Source organism: Bacillus sp. JUb11 (assembly GCF_024807925.1).
GTDB classification, from domain to species: domain Bacteria; phylum Bacillota; class Bacilli; order Bacillales; family Bacillaceae; genus Bacillus; species Bacillus altitudinis.
In genome coordinates this window covers 143,914-160,405 of record NZ_JANUEZ010000002.1, presented here as the reverse complement: position 1 = coordinate 160,405, position 16,492 = coordinate 143,914, and the positions used below count along the sequence as shown (strand labels likewise).

Below are 16,492 nucleotides of genomic sequence, written 5' to 3'. Positions count from 1 at the left end.
TTCACTATTTAAAATAGTGTTATCAAGGGAGGAGATTGTCATTCGAATTTCAATCGTCACAGGCGGATCAAAAGGATTTGGTTTAGCACTTGTCAAACAGCTACTTTCACGCGGGGATAACGTGTATACCGCTGCAAGAAGTGAGTCGCCACTATCCCATCCACACCTCACGCATTCACAGGTCGATCTCACTGATGAGGAATCGGCTGCAAAGTGGCTTCAGGGCATCTTGTCCTCGCAAACTCTCGCAGACGCTGATGACGTCTTGCTTGTCAATAATGCAGGAATGGTCACTCCTATCAAGCGTGCAGGGCAAGGCGGAGAAGATACGCTTCATCAGCATTATACGCTGAACCTTGTCATCCCTGTTTTGCTCAGTCATGTGTTTGTGAGAGAGACACAATCTCTTGAAGGGAAGAAAACCATCGTGCATCTTTCTTCTGGAGCAGCTAAAAATCCGTACAAAGGATGGAGTGCCTATTGCAGTTCAAAAGCAGGGCTTGATATGTTTATGAGAACTTTACATGAGGAACAGCAGGACGAAGCATATCCTGTCACCACGTTTTCCTTTTCACCCGGTACGATTGATACGGAGATGCAGGGAGAGATTCGGAAATCCTCCAAACAGGACTTTGAACAAATTGAACGGTTTCAGCAATTATATGAAACAGGTACGCTAAAGAGCCCAGATGAAGTGGCCGGTATTTTACTCGACCTTCTGGCAGATGACCCAGCTAGCGGTTGTGTATATGATGCCCGTGAGTATGGAAAAAAGCAGTCATAACGGCTGCTTTTTTCGTATTGTACAAGCAAAGACAGCTTATCGAGCATAAGCTAATCTTGAGACTCATCGGAAATATGACAGAACATTTGAGTTTCTTTTCAGAATATGTTAGGATGCTAAAAATATAGATAAGGAGGGGTTTCCATGAGAAAGGTTACATTAATGGATGTTTACACCCATCCAGTCGCTCAAAAATATTTAAATCGTTCAGGAAAAGCCCACGCCATTGCTTGTGCTTATCACGCATTCAAACTGGCGATGCAGGCGGGGATTAACCCGGATCTTGCTGTGAAAGCAGCACTCTTGCATGACATCGGCCACTATGAATGGTATACAGCAGGCGGAGAGTGGGATTACGAGACATATAGACGAAATGATATTCATGCCATTAAAGGGGCAGAGCGGGCACATAAACTGCTCATACGGCTCGGCGAGGAACCAAAAGCAGCCAAAGAGATTGCCCTTGCGATTTTGCTTCACACAGATTCATATTTGCCAGAGGGCGACCTGCATAAGGACACACTCCAGCAAATTGTGAAGAAAGCAGATGAAATGGACGAAGAGCCTGGTGGACACCATCATTACAGACAAATAGATGAATCACTTGCGCTCAAAAAAATTGCTGATTTGGATGAGAAGGTGCAGCAGGCGCTTCAGCCCATGAAACGCTCTGTTTAATATGGAATATCTCCATGAATCGTTCCGTGCTGATCCACATACAATGTGCGAATCACAGTACGGTTAAATGCCGATGTCCCTGACGCAGTGAGACCTGTGTAATGAACCGTGACGGAATAAGCACCTTCTTTTTTCAATTGAACGGCTGATGAAGAGCTCGTTTTCAGTGGATGATCCTTCTCGGCATCTTTAAAATAAATGGTCTCTACAGTTTTGCTTAATCGTTTAATCAGCTTGCTCGAATGTGTCGATGCATCTCCTGATTTCGCTGCAGCGATTTTGATTTCTTCATTTAATGGTGAATCAAAGGATACAAGTAGCAAATAAGGATCTTTTTTTCCTGAATTTGATCGAATCGTCCATTTTCCTGGAACGGGTTTATTGATTTGCACATGGTGTGAATAGGCGCCTTCATATGGGAATGATGCTTCGGATGTCGTCAAATTGGTTAAGACATCGCCATTTGGCGCAACGATTTCCGGATTGGCTTCCTGTCTTTCATTTAACCACTGAATCGATAGGCCATTCGTTCCTTCCTCTACATAGAACGCTTCTGTTTTATCCTTTTCACTTTCTCCACCTTTCACATAAACGTTTGTATTTAGCTCCGAAGAGACTGGTTCTTGCTCTTGTTCGTCTTCACTTTCAGCGCTTGCGGTACTTGCACGCAGCTGTGCCTGAAATACGGGGAACATGCTTGTGCCGTTTTTAATCGAAAAGTGATCCCACTTTCCTGTTAAAATATTGTTTGCATATGCTAGCTTTGTGCTGCTGACCGTCACAGCGCCATCGTTTGCACCAAAGCTTTTTAAATACATGCCGCCTAAATAAAGCACTCCGCCAAAGGTTCCCCATTCTGAACCAGAATAGGTCACATATTTATGAGGAAACGTCTCCAACCGGTCGGTTTCACTTCGAAAAGCTGCCATCATCCCGGTTTGCAGAGAATAGAGCGCGTCGCTCTTTTGTCCAAGGATTTGCGCAAGCCAGCTTCCGCCTTTGCTATAGGCTAAATCCGCAAGCGGCGTCCCATAATGTGGAGAGCCAAGTGTGATGACTTTCTCTACATATGGATGAGCGTTGTAATACACGAGTGCAGCCTGCGTATCCACTCCGCCTTTACTATGACCGATTATGATCAGTTTTCTGCCGAAAAATTCATAGATTTCTTTTAACTTTTCTGCTAATAGTTTCCCATTCTTTTTCATGTCCTGATCTGGATATAAATCTATGAACGCGCTTTCGTATCCGTTCAGAACAGCTTGTTTTGCCATATCGTTTCGATCAGACCATGTGGAGGAAGAACTGTTTATGCCATGAACAAAAACAAGTGGGGGTTTTGACAGGTCTTTTTGTACCGGTTCTTCTCCTTTAAACCACTTCCCTGGTGTACCAGGTGCATCTCCAATTGTGCCTGCGTGCGCATAACTTGCAGAGGATAGTAAGAGCATGACAGCAACGATACAGATTAATTTTTTCAAGATCATTCACCTCTTCAAATAATTTAAGATGTTGGCAGCACCAATCTATTATACTTCTAAAAATTGTAAAAAAATACGTAATGTAAAAATACGGTAATAATGTTGTGGGTTTGCTGAGTGACACTCACATGGGTCATTGCATACGCTGTGGGTAAATACACAAGTAAAGGGGCAGGTAGCATGGCACAACAAGGAAGTCCACAGCTTGTTTCATTAGTTGATCCATATGTTTATCAAACATTGCAGAAAGTAGTCGGTATGAGATTGATTGTTCAAACAGTGAAAGATACAGTACGTGGAAAGTTGAAGGAAGTGATGCCGGATCATATTGTGATTGAGGCGGGGGCAAAATCAGTGTTTTATGTGCGGATCCAGCAAATCGTGTCGGTGATGCCTGATCACAGTGAAAGAGTGTAACAAGCAGACGCACAGGTGTCTGCTTTTTTCAATGCTTACAGAATGTATATCTGGAAAAAGTGCATGATATACCAATTGTTCTTTTTTTTTCAAAAAATATGGTTCTAAAACAAGAAGCAGTTGACAGAAGGTGGGTTGAATAGTAGTTTTTTAATAAGGTCAATACGTAACAGGAGGAGCATCTTTGTTAAAATCTAAAGTTCATTTTTGGACATTCCAAATATTACTGGTTTTACTAATTGTGTACGTATCAACAAAAGTTTCGTTTTTATTTCAGCCGATCATTTTATTTGCTTCAACGTTGTTTGTTCCTATTTTACTGGCAGGTATTCTCTTTTTCATCTTTAATCCGATTGTGCGATTTTTGTCGAAGAAGATACCTAGGACGCTCGCCATTCTGATTATTTATCTTCTATTCATCGGGCTTATCACGTTTGTTGTCAATGCTGCTGGACCTGTCATTGTCACGCAGGTGGGTGGACTTGTCAAAAGCTTCCCAGGGTATGTCACGGACATGCAGAAATTTATCAACGACTTCTCGCATTCTAAAACATTTACGTGGATGATGAACCAAGATTATGTGTCTGTTTCAAAGTTTGAACAGTCGATCGTTTCGACATTAAAAGATTTACCGGAAAATATTGCTTCCAGTATGTCGGCGGTGTTTGGTGTGATTGCGAATATTGCCCTCGCTGTCATTACCGTTCCATTCATTTTATTTTACATGCTAAAAGACGGGCATAAGTTTCCGGACAAGCTCGTTCAATTTTTGCCAATGCCTTACCGTAAGGAAGGATTGAAGATTTTTAAAGAATTAAACGATACGCTTGCTGCTTACATACAAGGGCAAATCGTTGTTTGTTTATTTGTCGGAGTTGCTTGTTTTATCGGATACTTATTAATTGGTGTGAAATATGCGCTCATTCTCGGCATCATTATTGCGGTGACAAACGTCATTCCATATCTTGGGCCATATCTTGGTGCGGCACCAGCTGTGCTCATTGCTTTTCTTGATTCGCCTGGAAAAGCGGTTGTGACTGTTATTGTCATTCTTGTTGTTCAGCAGATCGATGGAAACGTCATTTCTCCATTGATCATTGGAAAACGTCTCAACACACATCCGTTAACAATTATCTTGCTATTAATTGGGGCAGGAAGTTTTGGCGGAATCCTTGGCATGATTTTTGCCGTCCCTGTCTATGCGCTACTGAAAGCCATCACACTCAATATTGTCAGATTGGTTCAGCTGCGTCAGCGCTCTCGAAAAGAACAGCATTTAAACGTTTAGGGCAGATGCACCACTTTTCCCTTTTTGCATAACATAACTCACATAAGCGAATAGGGAGGAGAAGGAAGATGCCTGCGATTGTTGGACCCATTCATATTGAGTCTTTAGGCGGAAACGGCTCGGCTACTTTTGGTGACGTTCTCGCCATTGCCCCTTTGGCTGTAGATCACTCGACCGGTGGAGCGGGAGCTTTTAATTCAGGTGATTATATGTCCCTTACAAGCGATCCGAATGCCACCATGCTTTGGGACTTTACACTGTTTGGCCAGCCTCAATCATTTAATGCATAGAAAGACAGCTGATCATATGACATATCAGCTGTCTTTTTTATGTTGGATAGACACGTATTGTTCCGCTAGGCATATGATGAGGGTAGTAAAGGTGGTGGAAAGATGCCAGCAATTGTTGGACCCATTCATATTGACCGTGTGATAGGAAACGGTTCTGCACATTTCGGCGATGTGTTTGCCATTTCGCCAAAAAGTGTGGATCATTCCGCTGGTGGTTCAGGTACCTATAATGCAGGAGACTTTGTTCAATTTTTCAACAATCCGAACGTCACATTTGTTTGGGATTCAAACCTGATCAGCCAGCAAAAGAGCTTTAACGCATAGCCAGCTTTGAAAGGGTCTCCTTTTCAGAAGCTGTCTTTTTTTATGGTACAATGGATAGAAGAAGGAAGAAGAAAAAGGGGGGTAAAACAAATCAAATGAAAATAAGAAAAGCGCATCTGACAAGCGGGCAACCAACAACCTACAATGTATATTTACATGAAAATAAAAAAGAATATAAAACGCTTGTCGCTGTACCTGACATAGAATGGAGTATTTCTATTGCATATGAAGACGAAAAAACGCAGCTTGAGCAAGCACTAGAACAATCTTTAAACAAAAGAGTAGAAATAGACGAAGCCCGTGAACTTGCACAAAAAATTGTGCACTGGGTCACAGAAATGTAAATTCAGAAACCAGGAGTGAACACAGCAATGAAAGAAGAATCCGTAGACTTTTATTTGCAGCAAGGGATATTTGGACATGCTGAAACAAAACCAGATGAACGAAGAATGTTTCTCGGCTCATTAAGAGAACGTGCTCTTCTCGCTCTGACAAAAGGGCAAGTATCGAGACATAAATCGTATCAAGAGGTAGAGCAAGTATTGAAGGCAAACCGAGAGGCCACTATTCTTTTAAATGGTGAATTGTCATATGCTTCTTATTCTCCATATGTCAAAATGGCAAATGCCGCTGGTTGTTCTTTTAAAGTGGTCAACCATCACGAGTCACATTCACCTTTTGGGCTTGTGATAGAGGTGCCGCATGCGATCAATCAAGAGCATATCTATATAGAAGATGAGCTTTTTCAAAAAGCTTTTTCTCGTGAATCTGTTGAATAGGTTTCCCTAGTGAAATGAATAAGCTATAATGATTCAAAAGAGCATATGGGAGAGATGCGGATGGGCAAAGCATTGATTTGTATTGATTATACAGTTGATTTTGTTGCAGACGATGGAAAACTGACGTGCGGAAAGCCTGGACAGGCGATTGAGTCGAAGATCACAGAGATCACTTCTTCATTTATTGATGAAGGACACTTTGTTGTTTTTGCCGTCGATCATCATGAAGAGCAAGATCCATATCATCCAGAGACAAAGTTATTTCCGCCCCATAATATTCGCGGGACAGAAGGAATTGAACTTTACGGAAAACTAAGTTCACTATTTCACACGTCAACACATTTAAATCATGTCTATTATATGGAAAAAACAAGATACTCTGCTTTTGCAGGCACTCAATTAGAAATGAAACTGCGCGAGCGTGGCATCACTGAACTTCACCTAGCCGGAGTGTGTACCGATATTTGTGTACTTCATACAGCTGTTGATGCGTACAATAAAGGCTTTGAACTTGTGATTCATGAGAATGCCGTAGCGAGTTTTAATGAAGCGGGGCACGAGTGGGCACTTTCTCACTTTGAGCATACGCTTGGTGCGAAAGTGGTTAAGTAAGGGAAGGAGAATGGAAGTTGGAGCATCGGTTTATTGACGACAGTTTATCACTACATACAGATCTTTATCAAATTAACATGGCAGAAACGTATTGGAGAGACGGCATTCATGAGAAGAAGGCAGTCTTCGAACTCTTCTTTAGAAAGCTTCCATTTGACAACGGCTTCGCTGTATTTGCTGGTTTAGAGAAAGCGATTGAATATTTATCGGACTTCTCCTTCACCGAGAGCGACCTTGCATATTTAAAAGATGAACTCGGTTATAAAAGCGATTTCATTGAATACTTAAGCGGATTGTCTTTTACAGGGACACTTCATTCAATGCGAGAAGGAGAAATTGTCTTTGCGAATGAACCTATTATGCGCATCGAGGCAACACTTGTTGAAGCGCAGCTAATTGAAACGGCACTGCTCAACATCGTGAACTTCCAGACGCTAATTGCAACAAAGGCGGCTCGTATTAAAGGAATCATTGAAGATGAGACAGCATTAGAATTCGGAACAAGACGTGCGCATGAAATGGATGCAGCCATGTGGGGAGCAAGAGCAGCACTGATCGGCGGATTTCAGGCAACAAGTAATGTCCGTGCAGGGAAACGCTTCAATATTCCCGTATCAGGCACACATGCCCATGCCCTTGTACAAGCATATCGCGACGAATATACTGCATTTAGAAAATATGCCGAAACACATACAGACTGTGTCTTTTTAGTGGATACATATGATACGGTCAGATCAGGCATTCCAAATGCGATTAAGGTAGCGAAAGAATTCGGTGATAAAATCAACTTTATTGGGGTCAGACTTGATAGTGGAGACCTTGCCTACTTGTCTAAAAAGGCGAGAACGATGCTGGATGAAGCTGGATTCCATGACGCCAAAGTCATTGCATCAAGCGATCTTGATGAACACACCATTATGAACTTAAAAGCACAAGGTGCAAAAATTGATGTATGGGGTGTTGGAACGAAGCTGATTACCGCGTTCGATCAGCCAGCTCTTGGTGCTGTATATAAGCTTGTATCGATTGAAGAAAACGGTCAGATGAATGACACGATCAAAATTTCTTCTAATCCAGAGAAAGTGACAACACCAGGCCGTAAACGAGTGTATCGCATTATCAATCAATTGAATCATCACTCTGAGGGAGACTACATTGCCCTTGAAGAAGAAGATGTTCAAAGTGAAGATAAGCTGAAAATGTTCCATCCAGTTCATACATTTATCAGCAAATTTGTGACAAATTTTGTGGCAAAGGACCTTCATGTCCCAATTTTTGAACAAGGGAAGCTGGTGTATGATAATCCAGATATCCAAACGATTCAAGCATATGTGCAGGACAGTCTCGGACTCTTCTGGGAGGAATACAAACGAATCAGCAAACCAGAAGAATACCCAGTCGATTTGAGTCAAAAATGCTGGGATAATAAGATGCAGTTTATCCATGATGTGAAAAATAAAATCAAAAAAGAGCTTTATGAAAGCTGATTACCCCGGGAAAGGAGATCATCAAGCCAGATGGTCTCTTTTTTTTCATGTTGGACGATTCAAAATGAACCTTGTGGGCAATCATTTGGTATACTGAAAGCACATCTTGTTTGTCATTGCATAAAGGAGGAATGGAGCAGTTGAGGGTGTTTGTTGCAAGGCAGCCTATTTTTAACAGAAAAGAACAAGTCGTATCATACGAGCTGCTTTATAGAGATAGTGAAACCAATACATATAGCGCTGAAGATGGTGATCAAGCGACAACGGACCTCATTATCAATAGTTTTTTAAACATTGGCATCGAAACACTGACAGAAGGAAAACGATGCTACATCAATTTCACCGAAAGCTTGCTTTCGTCTGATCTGCTCACTTATTTTGATCCACATCAGCTTGTGATCGAAATATTAGAAAATGTACCGATTACCCCGGCACTTATTATGAGATGTAAGCAATTAAAAAAGTGGGGATACACGATTGCGCTCGATGATTTCTTTCTGAGCGGAACACATTTTCATGACAAGTTACTCGATGAACTCCTCTATTGCATTGATATTTTAAAAATTGATTTTCTGAAAACAACATGTGAAGAACGAAGAGACATTTTACATACATATAAAAAGTATCGACTTCGATTCCTTGCTGAAAAGGTAGAAACGCGAAAAGAATATGAAGAAGCGTTAGAAGCTGGCTTCCATTTGTTTCAAGGATATTTCTTTAGTGAGCCGCACGTCATTTCGGGACGAGCCTTATCGACTAGCTTCCACGCATACCATCAGCTATTGAATGAGCTGAGCAAGGAGCAGCCGAATATTCAGACCGTGACGCACTTTATAGAAAGTGATCTTTCCCTTTCATATCAATTATTAAAAATGCTGAATTCTGGCGGCATGAGACGTCTTTATCAAATCAAGAGCATTCGTCAGGCGATTATCCTGCTTGGGTTTAATGAAATACGGCGATGGATCTTTATCCTTTCATTTAAAGAACTGAATGTCCAAGCCAACTCAAGCCAAAAGGAAATCATCAAAATGTCGTTCATTCGTGCCAAAACGTGTGAACTCATTGCTAGTCGGACTGAACGAGAGCATCCCGCTTCTTATATGCTAACAGGTATGTTTTCACTCATTGATACGCTTGTCAGGGCGGACATTACTGAACTTGTGAAAGAACTGCCTCTTTCGGATGAAGTAGGTGAGGCACTGCTTGGCTATGAAAATGACTATTTCCTTGTGTTAGACGTTGCCAAACGTATTGAACGAAATGAATGGGATGATGAGATGTTAGGTGGAAGTCTCCCTAAGCAGGAAGCCTACGGCTGTTATATAGAAGCCATTGAATGGTGTCATAAAATGTTTGAATCTTAAGAAAAGCCGCTCACACTAGAGCGGCTTCTTTCTTTGTTATCCCCACTGTAAAAGTAGAAAAAGCCTGCTGGAAGAGAGGGATAAGTAGATGCGGATGCCTTCTGGACTAAAGCGGATATCGATATTGCTTTTCACCCCAATCTGCTTCAGCATTCGAATCACACTTGCGGTGTCAGCACGTTCAGCAGCTTCCATGATTCGCTGTCCAAACGAAAGCGAACCGGAAATCTGCTGTGTAATGAGGGATGCATCAGCCACGAGACGGGTTGATTCCTTTGCAGCCTTTTGAAACGCATGAGCATCTACTGGAGGAAAAGTCATGGGTGTTCGCGGGTATGCGTTCCCTATTGCGGGAACCTGCAAAGGCGGATAAGGAACATAGTAAAACACATGGTCACCTCTTCTCTCATTGAAGTGAATTTGGACGGATATCTGTTCTAAATGTATGAAGAAAATCCGAATAAAGAATCAAAATGATCTTTCTACCTTTGCATATTCATCATAAAAATAGGTACTTTTGCGGTCAATTTCGGTGAATGTCGCCAAAAAATTGCGGTGTCTACAGTAGAGCCTGTCGTCTGACCTATAACATGAAAAACCGAGGAAACAGAGGGGATCGTACGTTCTGCATCATGAGAATTGTGACGAATGATGCCTGTTCATGTCGCGAAAATGACGTATTTCCTTTGAAATTGAGATAAAAGTATCATTTGAAAAGTCTGAAAATGATGAAAAAAGACCTATTGAATTTTGCGGTATCACGCACACATTTTGTGCATACTTTTCGGTGAAAAAATACTCAATAGCATTTACACTGTTAGTAACAGATCAAATACTTATGACCCAATCAACATACACAAATACATTGATCTTCCAAAAAAGGAGAGTGGAATCGATGGAAAAGTATGAAATCGAAGAACTTAAACAACTATTATGGAAACTTGAAAACGAAATTAGAGAAACAACGGCTTCTCTTCATAACATTAACAAAAGCATTGATCAATACGACAAATATGAATATGTGAAAATTTCTTAAAGACTTGATAACCATCAAGTCTTTTTTTTATCCAAATACATACAAAAAAAGGATATATTATTATATAATTGTTAAATAGTGATGTCAGTGGACATTTGCTTCTTTCTTTTTAGTAAAATAAGAGGCGAGAGGGTGAGGATCAAGATCGAGTATGCTAAACTATCTAGAGAATACAAAAATCAAGCAGAAAATGTCTGATTTTATTCAACATGCAGTCAGGCAAAATGATTTACAAAAGCTGCTTCTCGAATTTACAGATATAAAGAATGAATTTCCTTTTGGGCAATTGGCTTACCAACATTATGAGGCATTTGGCGGACAAGACAAGCAAGCGATTACAAAACTGGCAGCAGGGATTGAACTTCTCATCTTATCTGCCGATATATTAGATGATATTGAAGATCAGGATAATGATTCGTATCCTTGGATGAACGTAAACCAAGGAGTGGCCATCAATGCTTCTACGTATTTGTATACGGTGAGTATCCAATTCATCACATCAATTTGTGAAAATAATTCTCAACTAATAGAGAAACTGTTCCACTTCATCAAAATGTCTATGGAAGGGCAGCATGAGGATTTGAGTCATTTGTATGGAACAGAAGAAGAGTGTGTAGAGGTTTTAAGGAAAAAATCTGGATCTTTAACAGCTCTTTCTAGCGTACTGGGTGTTTATTTAGCGACAAGAAAAATGAATGCCACTGTAGAATCTTATTCGATATATTATGGTGTTGCTGAACAAATCAGTAACGATTTTTTTGCGTTATTTTCAAAAACAAACGGAGATTTTCAAAAAAAACAAACGCTGGCATTTAGTTATTTACAAAGACATTTTAACGATGTCAGTCTAGAGCTTCTTTCCTTCTTTTCTAACCGGCTGGATGAGTCAGAGCAAAAGCCGTTTCAACTGAAGCAAAAGTTACTTGAAGCTGGTTTGACTCAGTACATGGTTTCGATGAGAGAGATTATGCTGTTAAAAATGAAGCAAGGAATTGCACAACTTGATTTGCCTAAAACGAAAAAGGAACAATTATATGCATATATGACAAAGGAGGGCAATGATTGAACATTCAAAATGTTATTGCATATTTAGTGAAAAATCCTAGTGTTGTGAATGAATTGGACTTAGGGAATGCAAGTTTAATTCACACAGATGAGGAAACGATGAAAGCAATCATTCAAGGCATAAAAAAAGGGCAAATGTCTGCAGATTATATATGGTACTATAAATGATACTATTCATTTAAAAATGATTTAAAAGTTCTCCAGTTAAGGATGTTTTATACATGAAGATAACTTATACGAAACTATCTGCTTTTTTGGTTTTTCTGTCTTTTTTATTTGTGATCTATGTTTCATATATTTATGTATTTGATATTTTTAATGGAGCACGTGTTGCGGAGAACAAGAATGGTCAAGCAGAAGTTGTCAAAGTCGAATATCTTTCTTTAGCCTACACATCAGGATTAGAAGAAGGAGATATTATACTTAAAATTAATGGAGAACCTGCTAACAATAAAGATCATTTGATCAATGGTGAGCTTAGGAATGTGCAAAGAATTGATATTCAAAGAGGCAACCAAATGATCACCCTAAAAAATAAGACATTGATTGGTCAAGAAAGTTTATTTGTCTATATAATTCCTCTTATCCTGTATTCAATATGTTTATTTTGTATCTTCTTTATCATTCGTATTAACAAAGAGGTCCAACGAAAATCAGCATTTCTTTTAGTTTTATTTTTATTAACGATTTGTATCGGATATCTTAGTGCAGGTACTTCGGGTATTGGTGATAGATTTAGCCATTATGTCATCACATTTTGTTTATCAAGTGTATTTATCTTTTATATTCATTTCATTTATCAATATTTCAAAGAGTTTGACCTGCATATAACGACTCGAAAAACAATTTATATTTTATATAGTCTTCCTATAACTAATCTAGTAATAGAGCTGTTTGTTCCAATTGATTCGGCGATAGCCAGATACATGCCGAGTTTAAATCTTTTATTCTTTTTTGCTTCTATTATCATGTCATTCAAAGTCATTATTAATGGAATGCAGAAATATAAAGAGACAGAGCAGGGGTCTGTTTTAAAGTTTTTTGTCATGATTAATATCATAGCATTTTGTCCGTTTATTTTTTTATTTGCAATTCCATATGTTTTGTTTCGTATTTATGTTGTAGATCCCTTTTTCTTAACTTCTTTTGTATTGCTCATTCCTTTTTCACTCGTGTATCAATTCATGACGAACAAACTTTACAATATGGATTTCTTGATTAGTAGACTTAAATACTATGGATTTATTGCCATTACACCGACCATTTTAGTTGTTGTCACGTTTTATATTCTGCAAAAACCAGAAGATTTAAAGTACACACTGAAGCTCGCATTCATCACATATACACTCATGTTGGCTGTTTTCTATTTTAAAGAAATTTTAGATTTCCGTTTTCGTTTGAAACGTTTTTCAGAGAAGTATAATTACCAAGACAGCGTGTTTAAATTTACGCAGCTTATTCGTGAGGCGTCATCACTTCATCAAGTACTGTATCATTTGAAATACACCATTTTAGAAGTGCTCGTTGTGAATAAAGCCTTTGTGCTAGAGGTGAAGGCTAATGGAGAAATGATTGAAATTGATGAATCAACAAATGATAGTAAATTATGGAAAGAATACGTGGATCAATTTCAAGATATTTTAGGTGAAGTTGGGAAAATCATCGAGCTTGATAAAGGGTTTATGATGAAAATTGGAGAGCGGGGCGGTCACTCGTTTATGATTTGCTGCTTATCCAATATACAGACGCCGAAATTGACCCGCGATGAAATCTCATGGCTGAAAACATTGGCATTTTACACAAGTGTCAGTTTAGAAAATGTCGTCAAGATCGAAGAACTGATGGAGCATCTTGAGGATTTGAAACAGCGGGAAGCCAATCCCGCCTGGCTGAAGAAAGTCATGTTCGCCATGGAAGAGAAGCAGCGCTCAGATTTAGCGAGGGATCTTCATGATTCTGTGCTGCAGGATTTGATTTCACTGAAGAGACAGTCCGAGATGTTCTTAACCAATTTCCAAAACAACCAATGCCCAACATCTATTGAAAATTCATTGATCTCATGGAATGAACAAATGTCTAAGGTGATTCAAACCACTAGAGAAACATGTCATGAACTTCGGCCGCAGCTCCTCTATGATTTGGGGTTAGTGAAGGCAATTTCGAAGCTGACTTCGCAAATTCAAGAGGAAGCGCCATTTCATATTAGACTGAATACAACCCGCTTTGATAAAGAACTGGACATTGATATTGACTCACAGCTGAATATTTACCGGATTGTGCAGGAGCTGTTATCCAATGCGTTGAAGCATTCTAAGGCCAGCCAAGTCTTAGTGATGCTCATTTGTATTAAAGATCAAGTTGTTCTCCATTATGAGGACGATGGAGTCGGATTTGATGCAAGCCAGCTTGATCAGCACACGATGAGCATGGGTCTTTCTGGCATAAGGGAACGAGTCAAAGCTCTAAATGGAAAGCTTCAAATTCACACAGCACCTGAAAAAGGGCTCAAGGTGAAAATTGAAATGGAATTGTAACGATTTCTTAAGGAATAAGACTTGGCATCTGCCAAGTCTTTTATATAAAATGGAAGTGAGTGATTTAAAGGGAGGAAGACATGAAGAAGATATTGGTCATTGATGATCATCCGGCTGTCATGGAAGGGACAAAAAGCATATTAGAATCAGATCAGCAGCTATCAGTCGATTGTTTAAGTCCTGATGCAGAAGGCGCCTTTTTAAAGACGCATGACTTTTCCATCTATGATGTGATCTTGATGGATTTAAATCTCGGGGATATCAATGGAATGGACATTGCCAAACAAATTCTAGAAACGAATCAACAAGTGAAAATTATCATTTATACAGGATATGAAGTAGATGATTATTTCGAAGAGGCCATTCGAGCTGGATTGCATGGTGCAATAAGTAAAACAGAGACAAAAGACAAAATCATTGAATACATACACCGCACATTGCAAGGAGAAGTTGTCATTCAGCTATCCTATTTAAAGAAATTAATTTCACAGCAGCAAGAGAAGCCAGAACAGGCGCAGCAGACGGATCATGAGCTGTTAACAGAGCGTGAATGTTTAATCTTAAGAGAAGTGGAAAAAGGGTACACAAACCAAGAGATCGCCGATGTGCTTCATTTGAGCAAACGCTCGATTGAATACAGTTTGACCTCCATCTTTAATAAGCTGAATGTTGGATCTCGAACGGAAGCGGTGTTAATTGCAAAATCGGAAAGTGTCCTGTAAACGTGTGAAGGGAGAGGGCCTTGATGGATGTGAGTGGTTCAAATACACTGCTTGAGGCACTGGGGATTGAGATTGTGGAATGCAATACGTCACGATGCGTGGCGACAATGCCAGTCGATCACCGAACAAAACAGCCATTTGGATTACTGCACGGAGGAGCATCAGCTGCTCTAGCAGAAACAGTGGCAAGCATGGGTGCTGCTGCTCATTTGGATTTAACGAAGCAGGTTTGTTCAGGTATTGAAATCAATGCCAATCATTTAAAATCTGTACGTGATGGAGTGGTGACAGCTACAGCTGTTCCTGTACATGTTGGACGGCGTACAATGGTATTCCAAATCGATATAAAAGATGATCGAGACCGTCATATCTGTACGTCAAGATGTACACTCGCTGTCATTGATCGCATATAAAAAAGCTCCCGGTGCAGCGGAAGCTTTTTTTAATACCCTTTTATGAACATACAGGTAAAGTGAACAGGACCTGAATGTCATGTTCTTCATTTATAAATAAGAGTCTTCTTTTCGTTTAATGACAAAGTTACGGAAACCGCCATAATCATCTTGGACACTTCGTTTGTCCATTTTCACACCAGTGTTGTAAGCGGCTCTTCCGATCAAATGAGCGCCGACTGGTGCGGTCAGAAAGATAAAGACAATCCCAAGCAGGATTTTCGCAGAGATGATCCCTGCAAGAAACCATTCATGAAAGAACACACCAACTAAAATGAGAACAACACCAAGTGTCGATGCTTTTGATGCAGCATGCATACGTGTGTAAACATCCGGCAGGCGAAGGACACCAATGGCTGAAATCAAACAGAGGATGGCGCCAAGCAGAATAAAGAAAATCACGATCGCTTTAGCGATGACGATCATTTTCAATCACTTCCCCTTTCTCAAGGAATTTGGAAAAAGCGACAGTGCCGATAAAGGCAAGAATACCGAGCAGTAAAATAATTTCAAAGAACGTAGTGGTTTTCAGTAAGATAGACACGATGGCTGTCATCCCAATTAAATTGATTCCTATCGCATCAAGCGCACTAACGCGATCTGGGATAGAAGGTCCTTTGATGACCCGTATCACAAAAAGCAAAGTAGACAGCGCAAGAATTCCAAGTGACATTTGCAAGATCAGTTCCATTACTTACCGCTCACCTCCTGAATCGCTTTTTCAAATGATACCCGAATATCGTGGATGGCTTTTTCAGCATCTTCAATATCCATCGCATGAATGTATAAAATCGAACGATCATCGGAAATATCGATGACCAGTGTACCAGGTGTTAATGTAATCATATTGGCCAGTATGGTGATTTCCCAATCTGTTTTTAAATCTGTACGAAAGGCGAAAATACCAGGCTTGATCTTAAGCTTTGGAGATAACACCGTCTTGAGTACACTCAAATTGGCAAGAAGCAGCTCTCTGATAAAAATGATGACGAGCTTGAAAATCGCATAAAGGGCATAGCCGTAAAAACGTTGCGGGAAGAATCGCCGTAGCATAAAAATGGCGATCATCCCTAGTGCAAAGCCTGATACAAAGTCTGCAGCTCTGTATGTATCATTCATAAACATCCATGTAAAGGCGAGGAGAGCGTTTAATAATATTTGAAAGGCCATGTTCAT

General features: G+C 40.0%; 22 protein-coding genes. 17 read left to right on the top strand and 5 right to left on the bottom strand.

Translation table 11 applies throughout. From position 1 onward, the window contains the following. Positions 1-40 precede the first annotated feature (40 nt). Together M2369_RS04060 and M2369_RS04055 are read left to right on the top strand one after the other, a co-directional pair. Entirely contained in the window at positions 41-784 is a 744-nt protein-coding gene (locus tag M2369_RS04060; RefSeq protein WP_041508103.1) for a (S)-benzoin forming benzil reductase, read from the top strand. 144 nt (positions 785-928) lie between these two features. Further along, positions 929-1,462 carry an HD domain-containing protein gene (locus M2369_RS04055; RefSeq protein WP_007500462.1) on the top strand — a complete coding sequence of 178 codons (534 nt, stop codon included), beginning with the start codon at positions 929-931 and terminating at the stop codon, positions 1,460-1,462. Here the strand turns inward: M2369_RS04055 and M2369_RS04050 are convergent. Next, positions 1,459-2,943, bottom strand: coding sequence for an esterase/lipase family protein (locus M2369_RS04050; protein WP_045034544.1), 1,485 nt, complete (start codon positions 2,941-2,943; stop codon positions 1,459-1,461). The genes M2369_RS04055 and M2369_RS04050 overlap by 4 nt on opposite strands. A gap of 180 nt (positions 2,944-3,123) precedes the next feature. Between M2369_RS04050 and M2369_RS04045 the strand changes: the two genes are divergently transcribed. From M2369_RS04045 to M2369_RS04005, 9 genes are all read left to right on the top strand, one after another. Continuing rightward, positions 3,124-3,360, top strand: a complete 237-nt coding sequence (locus tag M2369_RS04045) for a YuzF family protein (protein ID WP_003213721.1) — start codon at positions 3,124-3,126, stop codon at positions 3,358-3,360. A 184-nt stretch (positions 3,361-3,544) separates the two neighbouring features. Continuing rightward, positions 3,545-4,648 carry an AI-2E family transporter gene (locus M2369_RS04040; RefSeq protein ID WP_008345881.1) on the top strand — a complete coding sequence of 368 codons (1,104 nt, stop codon included), beginning with the start codon at positions 3,545-3,547 and terminating at the stop codon, positions 4,646-4,648. Between the two features lie 68 nt (positions 4,649-4,716). Then, positions 4,717-4,938: a spore germination protein gene (locus tag M2369_RS04035; RefSeq protein ID WP_008345880.1), complete on the top strand. Its 222-nt coding sequence runs from the start codon at positions 4,717-4,719 to the stop codon at positions 4,936-4,938. 102 nt (positions 4,939-5,040) lie between these two features. Further along, positions 5,041-5,262 (top strand): spore germination protein, encoded by a 222-nt coding sequence (locus M2369_RS04030; protein ID WP_008345878.1) that lies wholly within the window; start codon positions 5,041-5,043, stop codon positions 5,260-5,262. A 95-nt stretch (positions 5,263-5,357) separates the two neighbouring features. Further along, on the top strand, positions 5,358-5,606 hold the full coding sequence (locus tag M2369_RS04025; protein ID WP_024719734.1) for a YueH family protein: 249 nt from the start codon (positions 5,358-5,360) through the stop codon (positions 5,604-5,606). Between the two features lie 27 nt (positions 5,607-5,633). Continuing rightward, a complete protein-coding gene (locus M2369_RS04020; protein ID WP_073412609.1) occupies positions 5,634-6,041 on the top strand; it encodes a YueI family protein in 408 nt (135 codons plus the stop codon). Between the two features lie 60 nt (positions 6,042-6,101). Beyond that, complete coding sequence (locus M2369_RS04015; protein ID WP_008345872.1) at positions 6,102-6,653, top strand: cysteine hydrolase family protein; 552 nt, start codon at positions 6,102-6,104, stop codon at positions 6,651-6,653. A 17-nt stretch (positions 6,654-6,670) separates the two neighbouring features. Next, on the top strand, positions 6,671-8,140 hold the full coding sequence (locus tag M2369_RS04010; RefSeq protein WP_007500472.1) for a nicotinate phosphoribosyltransferase: 1,470 nt from the start codon (positions 6,671-6,673) through the stop codon (positions 8,138-8,140). Between the two features lie 140 nt (positions 8,141-8,280). After that, positions 8,281-9,507, top strand: a complete 1,227-nt coding sequence (locus M2369_RS04005) for an EAL and HDOD domain-containing protein (protein ID WP_035701209.1) — start codon at positions 8,281-8,283, stop codon at positions 9,505-9,507. 36 nt (positions 9,508-9,543) lie between these two features. Here the strand turns inward: M2369_RS04005 and M2369_RS04000 are convergent, their stop codons facing one another. Next, positions 9,544-9,897: a YuzC family spore coat inner layer protein gene (locus tag M2369_RS04000; protein WP_017367963.1), complete on the bottom strand. Its 354-nt coding sequence runs from the start codon at positions 9,895-9,897 to the stop codon at positions 9,544-9,546. Between the two features lie 505 nt (positions 9,898-10,402). Between M2369_RS04000 and degQ the strand changes: the two genes are divergently transcribed. The 6 genes from degQ to M2369_RS03970 all read left to right on the top strand — a co-directional run bounded on the left by degQ (position 10,403) and on the right by M2369_RS03970 (position 15,277). Next, positions 10,403-10,543 carry a degradation enzyme regulation protein DegQ gene (gene degQ / locus M2369_RS03995; RefSeq protein ID WP_003213123.1) on the top strand — a complete coding sequence of 47 codons (141 nt, stop codon included), beginning with the start codon at positions 10,403-10,405 and terminating at the stop codon, positions 10,541-10,543. 151 nt (positions 10,544-10,694) lie between these two features. Continuing rightward, positions 10,695-11,609, top strand: coding sequence for a polyprenyl synthetase family protein (locus M2369_RS03990; protein WP_168948551.1), 915 nt, complete (start codon positions 10,695-10,697; stop codon positions 11,607-11,609). Beyond that, complete coding sequence (gene comX, locus M2369_RS03985) at positions 11,606-11,776, top strand: competence pheromone ComX (RefSeq protein ID WP_074041927.1); 171 nt, start codon at positions 11,606-11,608, stop codon at positions 11,774-11,776. The genes M2369_RS03990 and comX overlap by 4 nt, the downstream gene beginning before the upstream one ends. 53 nt (positions 11,777-11,829) lie before the next feature. Further along, positions 11,830-14,142, top strand: a complete 2,313-nt coding sequence (locus tag M2369_RS03980) for an ATP-binding protein (RefSeq protein ID WP_045034542.1) — start codon at positions 11,830-11,832, stop codon at positions 14,140-14,142. A gap of 80 nt (positions 14,143-14,222) precedes the next feature. Continuing rightward, the gene (gene comA / locus M2369_RS03975; protein ID WP_007500477.1) at positions 14,223-14,864 is read left to right on the top strand and encodes a two-component system response regulator ComA; all 642 of its coding nucleotides are present in this window, start codon (positions 14,223-14,225) and stop codon (positions 14,862-14,864) included. A 23-nt stretch (positions 14,865-14,887) separates the two neighbouring features. Continuing rightward, the gene (locus tag M2369_RS03970) at positions 14,888-15,277 is read left to right on the top strand and encodes a hotdog fold thioesterase (protein WP_017358943.1); all 390 of its coding nucleotides are present in this window, start codon (positions 14,888-14,890) and stop codon (positions 15,275-15,277) included. A 90-nt stretch (positions 15,278-15,367) separates the two neighbouring features. On the opposite strand, the gene mnhG is transcribed toward M2369_RS03970, so the two are convergent. The 3 genes from mnhG to M2369_RS03955 are packed head-to-tail and all read right to left on the bottom strand — an operon-like array spanning position 15,368 to position 16,486. Further along, complete coding sequence (gene mnhG / locus M2369_RS03965; protein WP_003213369.1) at positions 15,368-15,742, bottom strand: monovalent cation/H(+) antiporter subunit G; 375 nt, start codon at positions 15,740-15,742, stop codon at positions 15,368-15,370. Then, complete coding sequence (locus M2369_RS03960; protein WP_008345849.1) at positions 15,726-16,007, bottom strand: Na(+)/H(+) antiporter subunit F1; 282 nt, start codon at positions 16,005-16,007, stop codon at positions 15,726-15,728. Before M2369_RS03960 ends, mnhG begins: the two co-directional genes overlap by 17 nt. Continuing rightward, positions 16,007-16,486: a Na+/H+ antiporter subunit E gene (locus M2369_RS03955; RefSeq protein ID WP_008345848.1), complete on the bottom strand. Its 480-nt coding sequence runs from the start codon at positions 16,484-16,486 to the stop codon at positions 16,007-16,009. Before M2369_RS03955 ends, M2369_RS03960 begins: the two co-directional genes overlap by 1 nt. Positions 16,487-16,492: the final 6 nt, after the last annotated feature.

Excerpts from the sequence above, each read along its gene's own strand:
- M2369_RS04055 (WP_007500462.1), top strand. The coding sequence starts at position 929 with ATGAGAAAGGTTACATTAATGGATGTTTACACCCATCCAGTCGCTCAA.
- M2369_RS04045 (WP_003213721.1), top strand. The coding sequence starts at position 3,124 with ATGGCACAACAAGGAAGTCCACAGCTTGTTTCATTAGTTGATCCATAT.
- M2369_RS04035 (WP_008345880.1), top strand. The coding sequence starts at position 4,717 with ATGCCTGCGATTGTTGGACCCATTCATATTGAGTCTTTAGGCGGAAAC.
- M2369_RS04030 (WP_008345878.1), top strand. The coding sequence starts at position 5,041 with ATGCCAGCAATTGTTGGACCCATTCATATTGACCGTGTGATAGGAAAC.
- M2369_RS04025 (WP_024719734.1), top strand. The coding sequence starts at position 5,358 with ATGAAAATAAGAAAAGCGCATCTGACAAGCGGGCAACCAACAACCTAC.
- M2369_RS04020 (WP_073412609.1), top strand. The coding sequence starts at position 5,634 with ATGAAAGAAGAATCCGTAGACTTTTATTTGCAGCAAGGGATATTTGGA.
- M2369_RS04015 (WP_008345872.1), top strand. The coding sequence starts at position 6,102 with ATGGGCAAAGCATTGATTTGTATTGATTATACAGTTGATTTTGTTGCA.
- degQ (WP_003213123.1), top strand. The coding sequence starts at position 10,403 with ATGGAAAAGTATGAAATCGAAGAACTTAAACAACTATTATGGAAACTT.
- M2369_RS03990 (WP_168948551.1), top strand. The coding sequence starts at position 10,695 with ATGCTAAACTATCTAGAGAATACAAAAATCAAGCAGAAAATGTCTGAT.
- M2369_RS03980 (WP_045034542.1), top strand. The coding sequence starts at position 11,830 with ATGAAGATAACTTATACGAAACTATCTGCTTTTTTGGTTTTTCTGTCT.
- comA (WP_007500477.1), top strand. The coding sequence starts at position 14,223 with ATGAAGAAGATATTGGTCATTGATGATCATCCGGCTGTCATGGAAGGG.
- M2369_RS03970 (WP_017358943.1), top strand. The coding sequence starts at position 14,888 with ATGGATGTGAGTGGTTCAAATACACTGCTTGAGGCACTGGGGATTGAG.
- mnhG (WP_003213369.1), bottom strand. The coding sequence starts at position 15,742 with ATGATCGTCATCGCTAAAGCGATCGTGATTTTCTTTATTCTGCTTGGC.
- M2369_RS03960 (WP_008345849.1), bottom strand. The coding sequence starts at position 16,007 with ATGGAACTGATCTTGCAAATGTCACTTGGAATTCTTGCGCTGTCTACT.
- M2369_RS03955 (WP_008345848.1), bottom strand. The coding sequence starts at position 16,486 with ATGGCCTTTCAAATATTATTAAACGCTCTCCTCGCCTTTACATGGATG.